The following is a 14,900-nucleotide window of genomic DNA, read 5'->3' as shown; positions in this document are numbered from 1 at the left end:
TCGGCCGGCTCCGTATCCATGGGCGGCCCGTGCTCCCCCGCGCGGGCCACCCAGAGACGGAGGTTCCCTTGGCCGGCCCCATGGCTGACAACGTCACCGCGCTGTTCCGCGGCGGCTCGGCGCACAGCCCGTCGATGGCGGCGCTGACCCGGCACGGCGGGGGCGACGGGGCCGGCCCGGTGGACTTCTGCATCCCCTGCAACCCGTACTTCCCCACCCCCGCGATGTTCGAGGACATGGCGGCGAGGCTGCGGGACATCCTCACGTACTACCCGAGCGGCGCCGACACCATCACCGCCGAGCTGTGCGACCTGCTCCAGTTGCCGCCGCAGTGCGTCGCCATGGGCAACGGCTCCACGGAGCTGATCACCTGGATCGACCACCTGCTGGTGCGCGAGTCGCTGGCGGTGCCCGTCCCCACCTTCGGCCGGTGGACCGACCAGCCGATGGAGACCGGCAAGCGGGTCGACATGTTCCCGCTCCAGGAGTCCGGCGGTTTCGCCCTCGACCTCGCCCGGTACGCGGACTTCATCCGCACGCGGGGCACCCGGGCCGTCGTGCTGTGCAACCCCAACAACCCCGACGGCGGCTACCTCCGCAAGCAGGCGGTGGTGGAGTTCCTGGACGCGATGGCGGACCGGGACCTGGTGATCGTCGACGAGTCGTTCCTGGAGTTCTGCGACGCCGAGAGCGAACCGTCCGTCGTCCAGGAGGCGATGCTCCGCCCCAATGTGATCGTGCTGCGCAGCCTCGGCAAGAACTTCGGCCTGCACGGCATCCGCTTCGGCTACCTGGTGGCCAACCCGGCGCTGGCCGGGCGGATCCGCTCCATGCTGCCGAAGTGGAACCTGAACGCGTTCGCCGAGCACGTCGTGTTCATGCTGCGTGACCACGGCCGGGAGTACGCGCGGAGCCTGGAGCAGGTGCGCCGGGACCGCCTGGAGATGTCGAGCCTGCTCTCGGCCCTGCCCGGCCTCACCGTCTACCCCTCACAGGGCAACTTCCTCTTCGTCCGGCTTCCCGTCGGCGCGGAGGGCACCGTGGTGCGGGACCGGCTGCTCACCGAGCACCGGATCCTCGTCCGCGAGTGCGGCAACAAGATCGGTTCGTCCAGTCGCTTCCTGCGGCTCGTGGTGCGCCCCCAGGTCGACGTGCGTCGCCTGGTGTCCGGCCTGGAACAGGTGCTCTACGGGACCAGGAGGGGAGCCGCCGTGCCCGAGCTGGGCACCGGGACCGGCTACAGCTCGGGCACGGCGGCGGTTGACCGGCTGGTGGGGGCGACGAACGGGGCGGGGGTGCAGGGCCTCGCGGCGGGGCTGAACGCGGGGCTCGACGCGGGCGTGCCCCCGCCGGCGGCCCAGCCCGCGCCCCAGCCGGTGACCGGGCCCGCGGTGCCCCAGCCGGCGGCGGCCCGGTCCGCGGCGCCGCAGCCCATGCCCGTGCCGGTACCCGAGCCGCTGCCCGTGACCGCGCCCGCGCCCGAGCCGCTGCCCGTGCCGATGCCCGCGGCCGAGCCGATGCCCTTCTCCGCGCCGGCCGCCGCGCTTCCGGTGTCCCAGCCCCCGGCACCGGCACCGGCCCCCGCTCCGGCCCCGTTCCCGTCCCCGGCGTCCTTCCCGGCCCCGGCTCCGGCCCCGGCCCCGGTGGCTCCGATGGCTCCGATGGCCCCGATGGGTCCGGTGGCCCCGGTGGGTCCCACCCCGCCCGGCGTGCCCGCGCGCGGCGGCCTCACGGCCGCACAGGTCCGCGGCACCGACGGCCTGAGCCCGGCCCCCGCGACGGGCTGGCCCGCCCCCGGCGGCGTGCCGAACGCGCCCGGGATGGGCCGGGCGGCGGGTCAGTAGGCGACGGGCCACCCGCTGCTCCAGTTCAGCAGGTTGATGCCGAGCTTGGGCGTGCCGTTGTCGTTGCCGTCGTAGTAGTGGTAGACGATCAGGTCGCCGTCCACGTCCTTGAGGATCGACTGTCCGCCGGGCCCGATGACGCTGCCGTGCGACTCCAGGACCGGCGTCCCGCCGTTGTTCATGAGGGAGACGCCGTTCTTGTCGACGTACGGCCCGGTGACGGAGGTGGCGCGGCCGACCTTGACCTTGTACGTGGAGCTGGTGCCGGCGCAGCAGGTGTCGTACGAGGCGAAGAGGTAGTAGTAGCCGCCCCGCTTGACGATGAACGGCGCCTCGACGGCCTTCGTGCCGGTCGGCCGCGAGGCCAGGGAGTAGCGGGTGGTGTTGGTCGAGAGCTGCTTCCCGGTGCCGGGGTTGAGCTGGATCATCTTGATCCCGCTCCACCAACTGCCGAAGGACAGCCACCACTTGCCGTCGCCGTCGACGAACAGGTTGGGGTCGATGGCGTTGTAGTCGCTGGACGCGTTCGAGGTGTAGACGATGCCCTGGTCGGCCCAGCTGCCCGGCTGGCCGGTGGTGGAGGTGGCGAGACCGATCGCGGAGGTGTTGGAGCCGAACTTCGAGACGGAGTAGTACATCAGGTACTTCCCGCCCTGGTACGAGATGTCCGGCGCCCAGGCCTCCGGGACGGAGGAGTAGGCCGACCACCAGCCGGGCCGCGAGGAGAACGCGTCGGCGCCCGCCCGGAAGGCGGTGCGGTCGGTGGAGGTCCGGTTCGCGATGCCGCCGCCGGTGGCGTACAGCAGGTACTGGCCCGACGAGGTGCGGATCATCGTCGGGTCGTGCACGACGGTGGCCCCGGTCACGTGGCCGGGGTTCGGGTACGCCGACGCCGTGGAGGGGACCAGGGCGAGGAGGGCGGCGGCGGGGAGGGCGAGGAGGGTGGCGCGGGTGCGGCTCATGTGGGGGTGCTCCCGTTCTGCGGGTCGTGTTTTCGACATTTCGAACAACGATCGCCACTGCGAACGGGACCGTAGAATCGAACGGTTTCGCCGTCAACGGTTCGCACACGAACTCGCCCGTCACGTACGGAACAAACGCAGCCATCCCGGCAGATCGACCTCCGCGCGCACGGTCTTGCCCGGCGCGCGCTCCAGCACCTCCCAGCGGTCGGCCAGCGCGTCCACGAGCACGAGGCCCCGCCCCGCCTCGGCGAGCGGGTGCGGCGGCCGTACGTCACCGGGGCCCGGCGGGCGCTGCGGGGTGCGCGTGTCGGCGACCTCGATCCGCACGCTTCCCGGCACGAGCGCGAGCCGCAGCTCGAAGTCCCGGCCGGGCACACGGCCGTGGGTCACGGCGTTCGCCGCCAGCTCGGCGACGATCGCCGCGACGGCGTCGGAGGCGTCGGTGCCGTACGGCACGCCCCAGGCGGCGAGTTGGTGCAGCGCGAGGTGACGGGCGAGGCGGGCACCGCGCGGGGTCGCACTGAGGCGCTGGGTGAACACACGTACGGTAATCGGCCCGTGGGGGGTGGAGGGTGCGGTCATGGGGCCAATGTGGCGGTGCGGAAGGGCTGTTCACCAGGTGAGGGCCGCGTACGCAGGGGCAGCGTACGCGGTCACGGCCTGGACAGTACCGGTCACCGACCGTGACCATATGCGCGGGAGGTGAGGCCGATGGTGGTCGAGGTCGCGGTGGGGACGGGCGGCGAGCCCGAGTCGTCGGACAGCATGCGGACGTTCGGCGCGATGGTCCAGGCGTTGCGCGAGCACGCGGGGCTGAGCAGGGAGGAACTGGCCGAGCGGATCGGTTACTCGAAACACACGGTGGCGTCAGTGGAGTTGGGCCGCCGCATGCCGGATTCCGCGTTCGTGGAGGGGACGGAGGAGGCGACGGGGAACACGGGGGCGGTACGGAGGGCGGCGGCGCATCTGGCCCGGCAGCCGGGATTGGCGGCGTGGTTCAGGCAGTGGGCGCGGATGGAGCAGGTGGCGGTCGCGCTGTACACCTACGAGTGCCGTATGGTTCCTGGCTTGTTGCAGCCCGAGTCGTACGCGAGGGCGATGGCCGTCGACCACGTGCCGCCGCTGGACGACCGGCAGATCGAGGAGCGCTGGGCCGCACGAGCCGCCCGGCAGCAGTTGCTGCGTGACCGGCCGAACACCGCGTTCAGCTTCATCATCGAAGAGCACGCGTTCCTGCGGCGGACAGGCGGTGCGGCTGTGACTCGCGAACTGATCGACCATGTACTGGAGCTGGCGAATCTACGGAACGTCGAGGTCCAGATCATGCCTCTGGTTCAGGAGAACCACACTGGGCTGCAAGGCTCCTTTCAACTGCTGGAAACGCCGGACAACAAGTGGTACGCCTACATTGAAGGGCAGGAGAGCGGCCAGCTGATCACCGATCGCAAAGTGGTCAGCGTGCTCCAAGGGCGTTATGCCAGGATGCGGTCACAGGCTCACACCATCCGGAACTCCGCGAGCCTGTTGCAGCGGATGCGAGGAGACCTATGAGCACGTCCGAACTGGCTTGGTCCAAGAGCAGTTACAGCAGCGGCGGCGACGGTGACTGCGTAGAGGTCGCGTTCTCCTGGCGCAAGTCGAGCTACAGCAGCAGCGCTTCCGGCGACTGCGTCGAAGTCGCCCTCACCCCCGCCACCATCCACGTCCGTGACTCCAAGGACAAGGCCGGCCCCCGCCTCGCCCTCTCCCCCGCCGCTTGGGGCGACTTCCTCGGTGCCGTGGCTTCGCCGGTGTCGGGCGGACAGCGGGCGTAGCGCACACAGCCGGGGCGCCGGGCGCAACCGGCGGCTCGGCTCCGGGGAATCCAGGAGCCTGCTGGAGCGAATGCGAGGAGCGCTATGAGCAGCACGTCGGAGCTGGCCTGGTTTAAGAGCAGCTACAGCAGCAGCGGGTCCGGCGACTGCGTCGAAGTCGCCCTCACCCCCGCCACCATCCACGTCCGTGACTCCAAGGACAAGGCCGGCCCCCGCCTCGCCCTCTCCCCCGCGCCTGGGGCGATTTCCTCGGTGCCGTGGCACCTGGCCGGGAGAGCGGCGACACCCCGTGATGCACGACCTCGCCAGCGTCACCGCCGAGCTGGGCCGCGTGCGGCGGCGCCCGGCGGTCGAGTCGGCGCCGCCGGTTCTGGCGGAGTTCACCGTCGAGGTCGCCGAGGGCTTCGCGGCGGGCTACCCGGGGCGGGTGCGCCAGGTGCTCCTGGCCGCGCTGGAACTGGCCCGCACCGCCGAGTTCGGTGACGAGGACCTGCCGACGGACGGTTTGCCGGACTGGTTCGTCGCGGCCACCGACAACACGGCGTACCGGCGCCACAGCGGAGGCGGCCCTTGGTCCCCGCAGGGCTGGCTCCATCGATTCGACCCGGACGACGATTCCCGCGGCTGGGAGTTCTGGGACGTCGTCCCGGTCGGCGCCTCGCAGGTGCGGGTGTGGGTCGACAGCTGGGGCGAGTCCTTCTTCGGGTCCCTGGAGCTGCTGTGGCTGCTGTACACGGCCGGCGGCACCCACGTCGAGGGGCCGGGGGTCCACGCGGCGAGCGCGTGGGCGCGGGAAGCACACGGCCGCTGACGGGGGCCACCGCGGTGGGCGTCGCCGGTCGCTTGGTTCAGCCCGTTGCCAGGGGCCTCGCCCAGGCGGAGAGGTCGTCCGCGCAGTCGCCGCTCACGCTCGCCGAGTACGTCGCCGGGCCGGTCCGGACTTCGAGGACGAGCTGTCTGGACAGCAGCGCGCGGCGGCGCGTGACGCGGGCGTCTCCGGTGAGCGCCTTGCGCACCAGCTCCCCCACGTGCTCCGTGCGCACGTCCTCGAACGTGAACTCGTCCAGCATGAGCCGGACGCTCTGGGGGTGCTCTCGGGCACCCATGACGAGGACGTACACGTCGTGGCCGTGGACGTCGCCGTCCCAGTCGGCCACCCACGCGTCCCCCTCCCACCGCTCGCGCGGCGCGGGGTCCGCCACGCCCAGCGACCGGAGCGCCGAGGCGAGTCCGGCGAGCACCGGGCCTGTCCGTCTGTCGCGTACCGCCATGCCGCCACGGTAGCGAGCGCGGCGGTGCCGCCGGAGGTGAGGGGTGCTCCGGCGGCTCCGGTGAGGTGGCGGGTCAGGCCAGGCGGATCACGTTCCAGGACAGCGGTTCCAGGACGGCGGTGAGGCGGCCGTCGGTGAGGGTCGTGCCCTCGACGGGGTGGGGGGTGACCCGGTCGGGGTCGGTGAGGGTGTTGCGGGCGTCGGGGTCGGCGTCCGCGAGGGCGGTGTGCTCGACGACCCGGGTGAGGCCCAGGCCGTTCAGGGCGACCTCCAGGGGCAGGGACTCGGCGCGGCCGCGGTTGACGGCGAACACGGTGACCGTGCCGTCCTCGGCGCGGACGGCGGTGGCGTGCAGCAGGTCCGTCTCGCCGTACTTGGCCGTCTCGTACGTCGGGGAGTCGACGCGGACGTCCAGCACCTCGCCGCGGCCGTACTTCGACGCCTGGGCGAAGGGGAAGAACGTCGTCTGGCGCCAGGCGGGGCCGCCGGGCTCCGTCATGATCGGGGCGATGACGTTCACCAGCTGGGCGAGGCAGGCGACCGTGACGCGGTCCGCGTGGCGGAGCAGGGCGATCAGGAGCGAGCCGAAGACGACCGCGTCGGTGACGCTGTAGTTGTCCTCCAGGAGGCGGGGTGCCTCCGGCCAGTCGTGCTGCTCGAAGGTCTGGGCCCGCTCCTCCCAGCGGGAGAGGTACCACACGTTCCACTCGTCGAAGGAGAGGTTGATCCTCTTCTTCGACTTCAGGCGGGCGCCCACGTGGTCGCAGGTGGCGACGACGTTCTCGATGAAGGACTCCATGTCGACGGCGGAGGCGAGGAAGGAGTCCACGTCGCCGTCGACCGGCTCGTAGTAGGCGTGCAGGGAGATGTAGTCGACCAGGTCGTACGTCTCCGCCAGGACCGTCGCCTCCCATTCGGCGAACGTCGGCATCGACTGGCCCGAGGAGCCGCAGGCGACCAGCTCGACGGCGGGGTCCGCCTGGCGCATCGCGCGGGCCGTCTCGGCGGCGATACGGCCGTACTCCCGCGCCGTCTTGTGGCCCGTCTGCCAGGGGCCGTCCATCTCGTTGCCCAGGCACCACAGGCGGATGCCGAACGGGTCCTTGTCGCCGTGGGCGACGCGCAGGTCGGACAGGGCCGTGCCGGCGGGGTGGTTGGCGTACTCCTGGAGCTCCAGGGCCTCCGCGACGCCGCGCGTGCCGAGGTTCACGGCCATCATCGGCTCCGCCTGCGGGCCGATCTTCTTCAGGAACGCGATGTACTCGGAGAGGCCGAAACGGTTCGTCTCCGTGGAGTGCCAGGCCAGGTCGAGGCGGCGGGGGCGGTCCTCGACGGGGCCGACGGAGTCCTCCCACTTGTAGCCCGAGACGAAGTTGCCGCCCGGGTAGCGGATGGCCGTCACGCCGAGTTCGCGGACCAGGCCGAGGACGTCCCGGCGGATGCCGGACGCGTCCGCCGTGGGGTGGCCGGGTTCGAAGATGCCGGTGTAGACGCAGCGGCCGAGGTGTTCGACGAAGCTGCCGAAGAGGCGGGGGCTGACCTCGCCGACGGTGAAAGCGGGGTCCAGGGTGAAGCGGGCGGGTCGCATGGGCGCCTTTCCGTGTGCGTGGCTTGTCAGGTGTGGTGGTCGGGTGCGGGTCGTGTGCGGTGTGCGGTGTGCGGTGTGGGGGCGCGCGGGTGGTTCCCGCGCCCTCACAGCGGCTCGGGGCGGCCGTCCTCCGTCCGGGCGAGCCGGTCCGGGCCCGGCTCGGTCACTGGCCCGCCAGTCCCGTGTGGGCGACGCCCGCCACGATCTGCCGCTGGAAGAAGACGAAGACGACGATCAGGGGCAGTCCGGCCATCAGGCCGCCGGCCATGAGCTGGGCCCACTGGATGCCGTAGGAGTTCATGACGGTCGCGATGCCGTTCGGCATGGTCATCAGGTCGGGGTTGTTGGTGACCATGTACGGCCACAGGAAGTTGTTCCACGACGCGATGAAGGTGAAGATGCCGACCGCCGCGAGGGAGGGGCGGGCGAGCGGGACGACGATGGTGAAGAAGACCCGCCAGCGGCCCGCGCCGTCGATGAAGGCGGCCTCCTCCAGTTCGCGCGGCACGCCCTGGAAGAACTTGTAGAGGATGTAGACCATCGCGGCGGGCGCGCACTGGGGCAGGATCATGCCCCAGTAGGTGTCGACCATCCCCATCTGCTGCACGGTGGTGAACAGCGGGACGCCGAGGACGGCCGGGGAGACCATGAGGCCCGTCATGACGACGCCCATGAGGGCGGCCTTGCCGCGGAACTCGGTGCGGGCGAAGCCGTATCCGGCGAGCGCGGAGACGGCCAGCACGACGGTGGTCACGCAGACGGAGACGACCAGGGAGTTCACGAACCAGTCGGTGATGTTGCCGTTCTCGAAGATCGCCTTCCAGGCCTGGCCGGTCCACTCCCTGGGCAGCCAGTGTGCCGGCACCTCGACGGCCTCGGTCTCGGACTTGAGCGAGGTGAACAGGGCCCAGGCGAGCGGGGCGAGGAACACCGCGGCGACGGCGGTGCCGAGGAGGGTGAGGACGATCTGGCTGGGCGTCCAGGCCTTGCGGGGCCTGAGGCGGATCCGTGCGGCGTCGCTCATCGGCCGCCCTCCTCACGGGTGCGCAGCAGCCACATCCGCGCGAGGGCGACGGCCGCGATGATCACGAAGAAGATGATGGAGATGGCGGAGGCGTAGCCCACGCGGTAGCTGGTGAAGCCCTCTTCGAGGGTGTACTGCACGAAGGTGCGGGTCGACCCTTCCGGGCCGGGCCCGAAGTCCTGCATCACGACGGCCTGGTCGAAGACCTGGAGCGAGGCGAGGATCTGGAGGGCGACGACGAGGCCGGTGATGTTGCGCAGCATCGGCAGGGTGATGCGGACCATGCGGTGCCAGGCGTTCGCGCCGTCCAGTTTCGCGGCCTCGTACAGGTGGCCGGGGATGCCCTGGAGGGCGGCGAGGTAGAGCAGGAAGCTGAAGCCGACCGTCCACCACAGGGTGGTGATGACGACGGCGAGCATGGCGTACGTCTTGTCGGTCAGCCAGGGCGTGTCGATGCCGAAGACGTGGTTGATCATCCCGGTGCCGGGGTTGAACAGCCACTGCCACAGGTTGGCGGCGACGGTGGACGGCAGCAGGAACGGGGCGAAGAAGCACAGCCGCCACAGCCACTTGCCGCGTTCGATGTGGTGGGCGAGCATCGCGAGCAGGAACGCCATGACGGTGATGCAGGGCACGACCAGGAGCGTGAAGTACGCGCTGTGGCCGAGCGCTTCCCACATCAGGTCGTCCCGCAGCGCCTCGCGGTAGTTGTCGAGGCCGATGAAGCTCGCGCCCTCGCCGGAGATGTTGGCGTCGGTGAAGCTGAGGTACAGGCCGCGCAGCAGCGGCCACACCACGAACAGCGCGAACAGGACGAGGAACGGGGCGACGAACCAGCCGCCGTGCTGGAAGCCCTGCCTCCGGCGGGCGGTGGCGCCGACCGCGGCGGCGCGGGGGCGGGCCGGTGCGATGACGGTCTCCGCGCTGGTCGTCGTCATGCGACCGCACCTCCCTGCGCCGCGGTCCTGCCGTCCATGGGGTTACTCGAGGCGAGCAGTTCGGTGAGGGTGCGCCGCATCCGGCGGGCGGCGGCGTCCGGGCCGGCGGAGCCGGTGGTCGCGGAGACGACGACCGGGCCGACGCGCTGGGCGAGGATGCCGGTGGAGCCCGCGAACCACACCTTCGGTTCGGTGGCCTGGTGGTCCATCGCCGAGACGTACTCGCTCTGCGGGGTCAGCGCGCGGTAGGCGGGGGTGGACAGGGTGGGCGTGTAGGCGGGGATGTGGCCGCCGGCCGCCCACTGCCGGGCGTGCCGGACGATGTAGGCGGCGAGCCGGTGCGCGGCCTCGTTGGCGGGGCCGCCGCGCTCGGCCTGGTGGGGCAGGACGAAGGCGTGCGACTCGGCGTGGGTGGCCGGCTTGCCGAAGACCGGCGGGAGCGGGGTCGCGCCGTACTCGACCTTCGCGCTGTCGAAGACGGGCACCGACCAGTTGCCCTCCCAGGCGAACGGGGAGCCGTTGACGAACTGCTCGGCGCCCGCGGCGCCGCCGTAGCCGGGGTCGGCGTAGCCGTCGGTGATGTGGCGGCGCAGGAACCGCAGGACCTCGGCGGCCTTTTCGGTGTCGAAGGTGACCTCGGTGCGGGTGTCGTCGAACCAGCTGCCGCCGAGCTGGGTGTAGAAGGCGACGAAGAACCACCACTGGAAGTTCTGGTCGTTGTGCCAGAAGCCGATGGTCTGCAGGCCCTTCCTGGTGGCGGCCTTCGCCTCCTTGAGCATGGCGAACCACTCGCCGGTGGACGTGGGGGTCACCATCCGCCCGTCGGAGCCGAGCAGGCCCGCCGTCCTCAGGACGTCCTTGCGGTAGAAGCAGAGCTGGACGTGGATGTCGAGGGGCAGGGCGTAGAGCTTGCCGTCGACGACGGCGCGCTGCCACAGGGCGGGGTTGAAGTCCCGTTCGTGCACGCCGTACTCGGCGAGGAGGCCGACGTCCCACGGGTCCAGGAGGCGGCCGGGGGAGAAGCCGGTGACCCGGCCCAGGTGCATGACGCCGAGGTCGGGGGCGCGGTTGCCCGCGGCGGCCATGGCGAGCTTGGTGTAGAAGGGGCTGCCCCACTGGAGGGTGGAGTCCTTCACGGCGATGTCCGGGTGCTCCGCGCGGAAGGCGTCCAGCATCGCGATCATGTTGTAGCCGTCACCGCCGCTGAAGAGGTTCCAGTACCGCACGCGCGTACGGGCGCCGGAGGCGAGGGCGTCGGCGCCGGTGCCGAGCGCGGCGAAGCCGAAGCTTCCCGCGATCGTCAGCCCGCCGAGGGTGGCCAGCAATTGCCTGCGGTTCAGGCCAGGTTGTCCCATTCCCTGCCCTTACTCTCAGAGGATGCCAGAGGATTGTTCGAGATATCGAATACCGCTCGTAACTTCGAACGGACCGTAAGGTCGAAGCGCGTGCGCGTCAATGGGTCCGGCACGAATCTTTCGCGACGGGCATGGTCGTCCTCCGGTCCCGCCGCGTACGCTCGGACGGCCGCCGGGGCGGCGGTTCGCAGGGCACCGCGTCAGCGGGTGGTCGCGCGGAGGTGTTCGACAACGACCGGAATTGACGCACGCACGCGGGCGGCCGGAATGAGGGCGGTCGACGGGTCTCGGGCGGCCGTCGACCGCGAAGGCGGCCCGGAGTGCCGCACGTCCCGCTCCCGCGGGCCTTCCCTGACGTGCCACCCCGCCGGTTCGCCCGCGGCCCTGGCCCGCGCGGTGGACCGGCGCCGGGGGCGCGGCCGGAGGTCGGGCCGACCGGCGGCCGCTGCCGCCGGTGGCGGCGAAGGCGCAGGTCCGGCGGGTGGGCGGGGTGCGCACGAGTCGGTAGGTCGGTTCTCGGCGGTGAGCGGAGTCACCCGCCCTGCTCTCCGCTCACGGTCCGGTCCGCCCTGTCACCCCTCGTGGCCGGCACGGCGTGAACCGGCCGGCGCCGAGGCGTGTCCCGGCGTGCGGGCCGGTGCCCGGCCGCGTGGCTCGCGCTCCGCCGGACCCGCTCCGGTAAGCCGTCCCACACGCCACGACCACAAGCCGTCCCACACCACCCACTGCCGTCGCCACTCCCCCACGGGCGGGTGTCCGCTTTTCGGCCATTGTTGTCCGCTGCCCTTGGCTTCTTCGTCCCTAACGGCCTCATTTCTCCCGCGGGGCCGCGCGCACCGGGCCGTGCAGAGGTGGCTCAAGCGACGCCGGTCTTGGCATATTGCTGCATCGAACACCCGCGCAGCCACGGGGAGAACCGTGCGTACGAACAGGGAGATGCGTCGCCTCGCCGACGCCCTCATCGAACCCATCCGAGTGCCGGTTCCCGCGGATCCCGAGGTCATGTTCCAGGCGGTCGTCGAGTCGGCCATCAAGTGGCGGGGCCGCCGGATCGTCGTCCACCGTGAGGTGTTCCCGCCGCACACGGCCAGCGGGCTCTGGCTGGAGGGCGAGACGCACGACGACGTCGTCGTCGACCGGCGCGCCGCCGTCTGGCACCAGATCGTCATCTTCTGCCACGAGGTGTGGCACATGCACCAGCGCCAGACCGCCGCCCGCCAGGACGACGGCAGGGCCACCGCCGCCCGCACCGACTTCACCCTCGCCGACGAGCAGGAGGCCGACCGCTTCGGCATGCTGATGGGCCGTCGGCTGCGCACCTGGCTGGACGCCCCGGCGGACTCCGTGTACGCGGACCGGGGCGGCGACCCACAGGACCTCGCGGGCCGTATCGGGGCCGCGCTCAACTACCGCGGGACCCGACGATGAACGCACTGACCAACTACCTCAGCGCCGGCCTCCTCGGCTTCGGCCTGCTCCTGAAGTCACCGGACCTGCTGCGCCACCGGCACGACCCCTACCTGCGCTCCCTGTGCACGGTCCTCGGCCTGGCCGGCCTGTGCTTCGTCCTGGGCGCCCCGCCCACCATCGGCGCCGTCAACCGGATCAGCGGCATCCCCAACCTCGCCGCGCCCGTGACGTACGTGGCGATCACCGCGTACAGCGCCGCCTCCCAGGTGCTGGTCGTCCGCTGGCGCGGCGGCCCCGGCGTACGGCGCACCACCCGGCGCTGGGTCCTCGCCTACGCCTGCGTCGTCACCGGCATCGTGACCATGTTCGCCCTCGGCGACGCCCCCGTGGAGCGCCGCACCGACCTGGACACCTACTACGCGAACACGCCGTACATCCGCGAGATGATCCTGCTGTACCTGCTCGCGCATCTCACCGCCGTCGCCGTCACCACCGTCTCGTCCCTGCGCTGGGCCCGCCGGGTGGACGGCTGGCTGCGGGCGGGCCTGGTGACGCTGGGCATCGGCACCCTGTGCGGCGCCGGCTACAGCGTCATCAAGCTCGTCGCCGTCGCCGCCCGCTGGGGCGGCCTCGACTGGTCGGCGCTCGACCGCAGCGTGTCCCCGGCGGCGGCCGGCCTGGGCGCGCTCGTGACGGTCATCGGCATCCTGATCCCGCTCGCCGGCCCCCGGCTGACCCGGTGGCGGCAGGCGCGGCGGACGTACCGCCGCCTCGAACCCCTGGAGCGCGAACTGGACGACCTCCTGGTACGCCGTGCCCTGCGCCTGCCGCGCCCGCGCTGGGCCTCCCCCGTCACCCGGCTGGTGTGGCGCCAGACCAGCATCCACAACGCGCTGAGCCATCTCGACGCGTACGTCGACCGCGAGCTGTACGACGAGACCCTGCGCGAGGCGCTGCGCGCCACGGGCGATCCGCGGCGGGCCGCGGCCCGCGCGTGGGCGACGGTCATCGCGGCGGCGGTGCGGGAGGCGTCGGAGACGGTGGCGGCGGAGCCGGTGGCTGCGGGATCGGTGGTGGCGGGATCGGTGGTCGCGGGACCGCTGGTCGCGGGATCGGTGGTCGCGGGACCGGCGGCGGCCGAGTCTGGGGCAGCGGCGGGGCCGGTGGCGGAGGACCGGTTCACGGGCCCGCTCTCGGACCGGTTCACGGGCCCGCTCTCGGACCCGCGCGCGGACCGGTTCACGGACCCGCTGTCGGACCGGCTCGCCGACCCGTTCCCCGATCCGTTCGCGGACCGGTTCCCGGACCGGTTCCCCGACCGGGCGCCCGATCCGGACGCCCTGGTGGACATCGCCGACGCGCTCGCCGACGTCCTCGCCACCGCCGCGCCGCCGCACGGCGCCGACGGGCCGCAGCCGGTGCCGGCCGCGCGGGGCTCGCGCGTATGAGCCTCGTCGTCTACGGGGCGGCCGTGGCGCTCACGCTCTCCGCCGTCGTGCTGTTCCGGCGGCCGCCGCGGCCCGTGCGCAACCCGCTGACCGTGTCCACCTGTGTGGCGATCCTGCTCGGCGCGCTCGTGTTCTGCTGCTCGGCTCCGGCGACCCTGGCCGCCGTCAACGAGCTGACCGGCATCCCCAACTTCGGGGCGCCGCTCACGTACGGGATGCTCTCGGCGTACAGCTGCTCGCTGCTGATCCTGCTGATCAACTGGCGGGGCGGGGCCCGCGAGCGGGTGCGGCGGCTGATCCGGGACTGCGTGCTCGCCTACGGTGCGCTGATCGTGGCCATCGTGGTGCTGTTCGCGCTCGCGGACGCGCGGGCCGAGCGGCTGACCGACCTCGACACGTACTACGCGAACACGCCGTTCATGCGCGAGATGATCGTGCTGTACCTGCTCGGGCACACCGCGGCGATGGCGGCGATGTGCGCGGTGTGCCGCAAGTGGGGCCGGGAGGTCACCGGGCTGCTGGGCGCGGGACTTCGGCTGATCCTCATCGGGGCGCTGCTGGACCTGGTCGGGTTCCAGGTGGCCAAGTACACGGCGGTGGTGGCGCGTTGGACGGGCCACGACCTGGACTTCCTGTCCACGAGCGTCGCCCCGCCGATGGCCGCCCTCGGGGCCCTCGTCTGCTCCGCCGGTTTCGTGCTGCCGCGGCTGCTGCCCGCCGCCGTCGCGCACTGGTGCGGGCTGCGGGACTACTGGCGGCTGGGGCCGCTGTGGTCGCGGGTGGCGTTCGTGTCGACGGCCCCGAAGCCGCCCGTGTCCTGGTGGCAGCTGCCGCTGGAGCGGCTGCACTGGCGTGAGGTCGCCATCCACGACGCGTTGCTCGCGCTCGCGCCGTACTTCGACGAGCGGGTGCGGCAGGCGGCGCTGTCGGCCGCCCTGGGGGACGGCCGCTCACCGCACGAGGCGCGGGTGGCCGCCGAGGCGGCCATGCTCGCCGCCGCCGCGCACCGGGCCGCCGCCCGCGAGGCCCCGCTCACCGACCCCAGCACCTACCGCCTGCACGCCACGGAGGTCTCCGGCGCCGCCGGCCTGGTCGAGCTGGCCCAGGCGCTGACCCGAACTCCTCCCTGGGGAACGGCTCGTGAAGGTACGGTGAGAGCCTTCCAGGACTAGGGGGTGTCCCGCCGGGCCGGCACAGGTGCGGCGGGTCGGTGCGCCGCCCTCTGTGGGCCTGTGTCATGGCC

General features: G+C 72.2%; 14 protein-coding genes and 1 pseudogene. 8 read left to right on the top strand and 7 right to left on the bottom strand.

Annotated features, from left to right (window positions below):
- Positions 1 to 80: 80 nt before the first annotated feature.
- The gene (locus AB0K92_RS06480; protein WP_365920015.1) at positions 81 to 1,844 is read left to right on the top strand and encodes a histidinol-phosphate transaminase; all 1,764 of its coding nucleotides are present in this window, start codon (positions 81 to 83) and stop codon (positions 1,842 to 1,844) included.
- Here the strand turns inward: AB0K92_RS06480 and AB0K92_RS06475 are convergent.
- Together AB0K92_RS06475 and AB0K92_RS06470 are read right to left on the bottom strand one after the other, a co-directional pair.
- Positions 1,838 to 2,806, bottom strand: coding sequence for an arabinan endo-1,5-alpha-L-arabinosidase (locus AB0K92_RS06475; protein ID WP_365920013.1), 969 nt, complete (start codon positions 2,804 to 2,806; stop codon positions 1,838 to 1,840). The genes AB0K92_RS06480 and AB0K92_RS06475 overlap by 7 nt on opposite strands.
- A 120-nt stretch (positions 2,807 to 2,926) precedes the next feature.
- Positions 2,927 to 3,391, bottom strand: coding sequence for an ATP-binding protein (locus tag AB0K92_RS06470; protein ID WP_365920011.1), 465 nt, complete (start codon positions 3,389 to 3,391; stop codon positions 2,927 to 2,929).
- A 129-nt stretch (positions 3,392 to 3,520) separates the two neighbouring features.
- On the opposite strand from AB0K92_RS06470, the gene AB0K92_RS06465 reads away from it, so the two are divergent.
- The 4 genes and pseudogenes from AB0K92_RS06465 (at position 3,521) to AB0K92_RS06450 (ending at position 5,434) form a co-directional block, all read left to right on the top strand.
- Entirely contained in the window at positions 3,521 to 4,360 is an 840-nt protein-coding gene (locus AB0K92_RS06465; RefSeq protein ID WP_365920009.1) for a helix-turn-helix transcriptional regulator, read from the top strand.
- The gene (locus tag AB0K92_RS06460; RefSeq protein WP_365920007.1) at positions 4,357 to 4,623 is read left to right on the top strand and encodes a DUF397 domain-containing protein; all 267 of its coding nucleotides are present in this window, start codon (positions 4,357 to 4,359) and stop codon (positions 4,621 to 4,623) included. The genes AB0K92_RS06465 and AB0K92_RS06460 overlap by 4 nt, the downstream gene beginning before the upstream one ends.
- An 84-nt stretch (positions 4,624 to 4,707) precedes the next feature.
- Positions 4,708 to 4,857 (top strand): annotated as a pseudogene (locus tag AB0K92_RS06455) (DUF397 domain-containing protein); the annotation flags it as partial.
- Between the two features lie 58 nt (positions 4,858 to 4,915).
- Positions 4,916 to 5,434 carry a hypothetical protein gene (locus tag AB0K92_RS06450; RefSeq protein WP_365920005.1) on the top strand — a complete coding sequence of 173 codons (519 nt, stop codon included), beginning with the start codon at positions 4,916 to 4,918 and terminating at the stop codon, positions 5,432 to 5,434.
- A gap of 37 nt (positions 5,435 to 5,471) precedes the next feature.
- On the opposite strand, the gene AB0K92_RS06445 is transcribed toward AB0K92_RS06450, so the two are convergent.
- The 5 genes from AB0K92_RS06445 to AB0K92_RS06425 form a co-directional block, all read right to left on the bottom strand.
- On the bottom strand, positions 5,472 to 5,894 hold the full coding sequence (locus AB0K92_RS06445) for a hypothetical protein (RefSeq protein ID WP_365920003.1): 423 nt from the start codon (positions 5,892 to 5,894) through the stop codon (positions 5,472 to 5,474).
- Positions 5,895 to 5,967: 73 nt separating this feature from the next.
- A complete protein-coding gene (locus AB0K92_RS06440) occupies positions 5,968 to 7,482 on the bottom strand; it encodes an alpha-N-arabinofuranosidase (protein WP_365920001.1) in 1,515 nt (504 codons plus the stop codon).
- A gap of 163 nt (positions 7,483 to 7,645) precedes the next feature.
- Positions 7,646 to 8,506 carry a carbohydrate ABC transporter permease gene (locus AB0K92_RS06435; RefSeq protein WP_365919998.1) on the bottom strand — a complete coding sequence of 287 codons (861 nt, stop codon included), beginning with the start codon at positions 8,504 to 8,506 and terminating at the stop codon, positions 7,646 to 7,648.
- Positions 8,503 to 9,444, bottom strand: coding sequence for a sugar ABC transporter permease (locus tag AB0K92_RS06430; RefSeq protein WP_365919996.1), 942 nt, complete (start codon positions 9,442 to 9,444; stop codon positions 8,503 to 8,505). Before AB0K92_RS06430 ends, AB0K92_RS06435 begins: the two co-directional genes overlap by 4 nt.
- Positions 9,441 to 10,799 carry an extracellular solute-binding protein gene (locus AB0K92_RS06425; RefSeq protein WP_365919994.1) on the bottom strand — a complete coding sequence of 453 codons (1,359 nt, stop codon included), beginning with the start codon at positions 10,797 to 10,799 and terminating at the stop codon, positions 9,441 to 9,443. Before AB0K92_RS06425 ends, AB0K92_RS06430 begins: the two co-directional genes overlap by 4 nt.
- 918 nt (positions 10,800 to 11,717) lie before the next feature.
- Here AB0K92_RS06425 and AB0K92_RS06420 point away from each other — a divergent pair.
- The 3 genes from AB0K92_RS06420 to AB0K92_RS06410 are packed head-to-tail and all read left to right on the top strand — an operon-like array spanning position 11,718 to position 14,829.
- Complete coding sequence (locus AB0K92_RS06420; RefSeq protein WP_165998073.1) at positions 11,718 to 12,227, top strand: toxin; 510 nt, start codon at positions 11,718 to 11,720, stop codon at positions 12,225 to 12,227.
- Positions 12,224 to 13,657, top strand: a complete 1,434-nt coding sequence (locus AB0K92_RS06415) for an MAB_1171c family putative transporter (RefSeq protein ID WP_365919991.1) — start codon at positions 12,224 to 12,226, stop codon at positions 13,655 to 13,657. Before AB0K92_RS06420 ends, AB0K92_RS06415 begins: the two co-directional genes overlap by 4 nt.
- Positions 13,654 to 14,829, top strand: a complete 1,176-nt coding sequence (locus AB0K92_RS06410) for an MAB_1171c family putative transporter (protein WP_365919989.1) — start codon at positions 13,654 to 13,656, stop codon at positions 14,827 to 14,829. The genes AB0K92_RS06415 and AB0K92_RS06410 overlap by 4 nt, the downstream gene beginning before the upstream one ends.
- Positions 14,830 to 14,900 lie beyond the last annotated feature (71 nt).

Source organism: Streptomyces sp. NPDC052687 (assembly GCF_040678395.1).
GTDB lineage: Bacteria > Actinomycetota > Actinomycetes > Streptomycetales > Streptomycetaceae > Streptomyces.
Note: the sequence above shows the minus strand (reverse complement) of the source record. Positions and strands in the feature narration are given on the sequence as shown.

What these genes read in the sequence shown, in the direction of transcription:
- AB0K92_RS06440 (WP_365920001.1), bottom strand. Translation starts at nt 7,482, where the DNA reads ATGCGACCCGCCCGCTTCACCCTGGACCCCGCTTTCACCGTCGGCGAG.
- AB0K92_RS06470 (WP_365920011.1), bottom strand. Translation starts at nt 3,391, where the DNA reads ATGACCGCACCCTCCACCCCCCACGGGCCGATTACCGTACGTGTGTTC.
- AB0K92_RS06445 (WP_365920003.1), bottom strand. Translation starts at nt 5,894, where the DNA reads ATGGCGGTACGCGACAGACGGACAGGCCCGGTGCTCGCCGGACTCGCC.
- AB0K92_RS06465 (WP_365920009.1), top strand. Translation starts at nt 3,521, where the DNA reads ATGGTGGTCGAGGTCGCGGTGGGGACGGGCGGCGAGCCCGAGTCGTCG.
- AB0K92_RS06475 (WP_365920013.1), bottom strand. Translation starts at nt 2,806, where the DNA reads ATGAGCCGCACCCGCGCCACCCTCCTCGCCCTCCCCGCCGCCGCCCTC.
- AB0K92_RS06425 (WP_365919994.1), bottom strand. Translation starts at nt 10,799, where the DNA reads ATGGGACAACCTGGCCTGAACCGCAGGCAATTGCTGGCCACCCTCGGC.
- AB0K92_RS06415 (WP_365919991.1), top strand. Translation starts at nt 12,224, where the DNA reads ATGAACGCACTGACCAACTACCTCAGCGCCGGCCTCCTCGGCTTCGGC.
- AB0K92_RS06430 (WP_365919996.1), bottom strand. Translation starts at nt 9,444, where the DNA reads ATGACGACGACCAGCGCGGAGACCGTCATCGCACCGGCCCGCCCCCGC.
- AB0K92_RS06435 (WP_365919998.1), bottom strand. Translation starts at nt 8,506, where the DNA reads ATGAGCGACGCCGCACGGATCCGCCTCAGGCCCCGCAAGGCCTGGACG.
- AB0K92_RS06480 (WP_365920015.1), top strand. Translation starts at nt 81, where the DNA reads ATGGCTGACAACGTCACCGCGCTGTTCCGCGGCGGCTCGGCGCACAGC.
- AB0K92_RS06450 (WP_365920005.1), top strand. Translation starts at nt 4,916, where the DNA reads ATGCACGACCTCGCCAGCGTCACCGCCGAGCTGGGCCGCGTGCGGCGG.
- AB0K92_RS06460 (WP_365920007.1), top strand. Translation starts at nt 4,357, where the DNA reads ATGAGCACGTCCGAACTGGCTTGGTCCAAGAGCAGTTACAGCAGCGGC.
- AB0K92_RS06410 (WP_365919989.1), top strand. Translation starts at nt 13,654, where the DNA reads ATGAGCCTCGTCGTCTACGGGGCGGCCGTGGCGCTCACGCTCTCCGCC.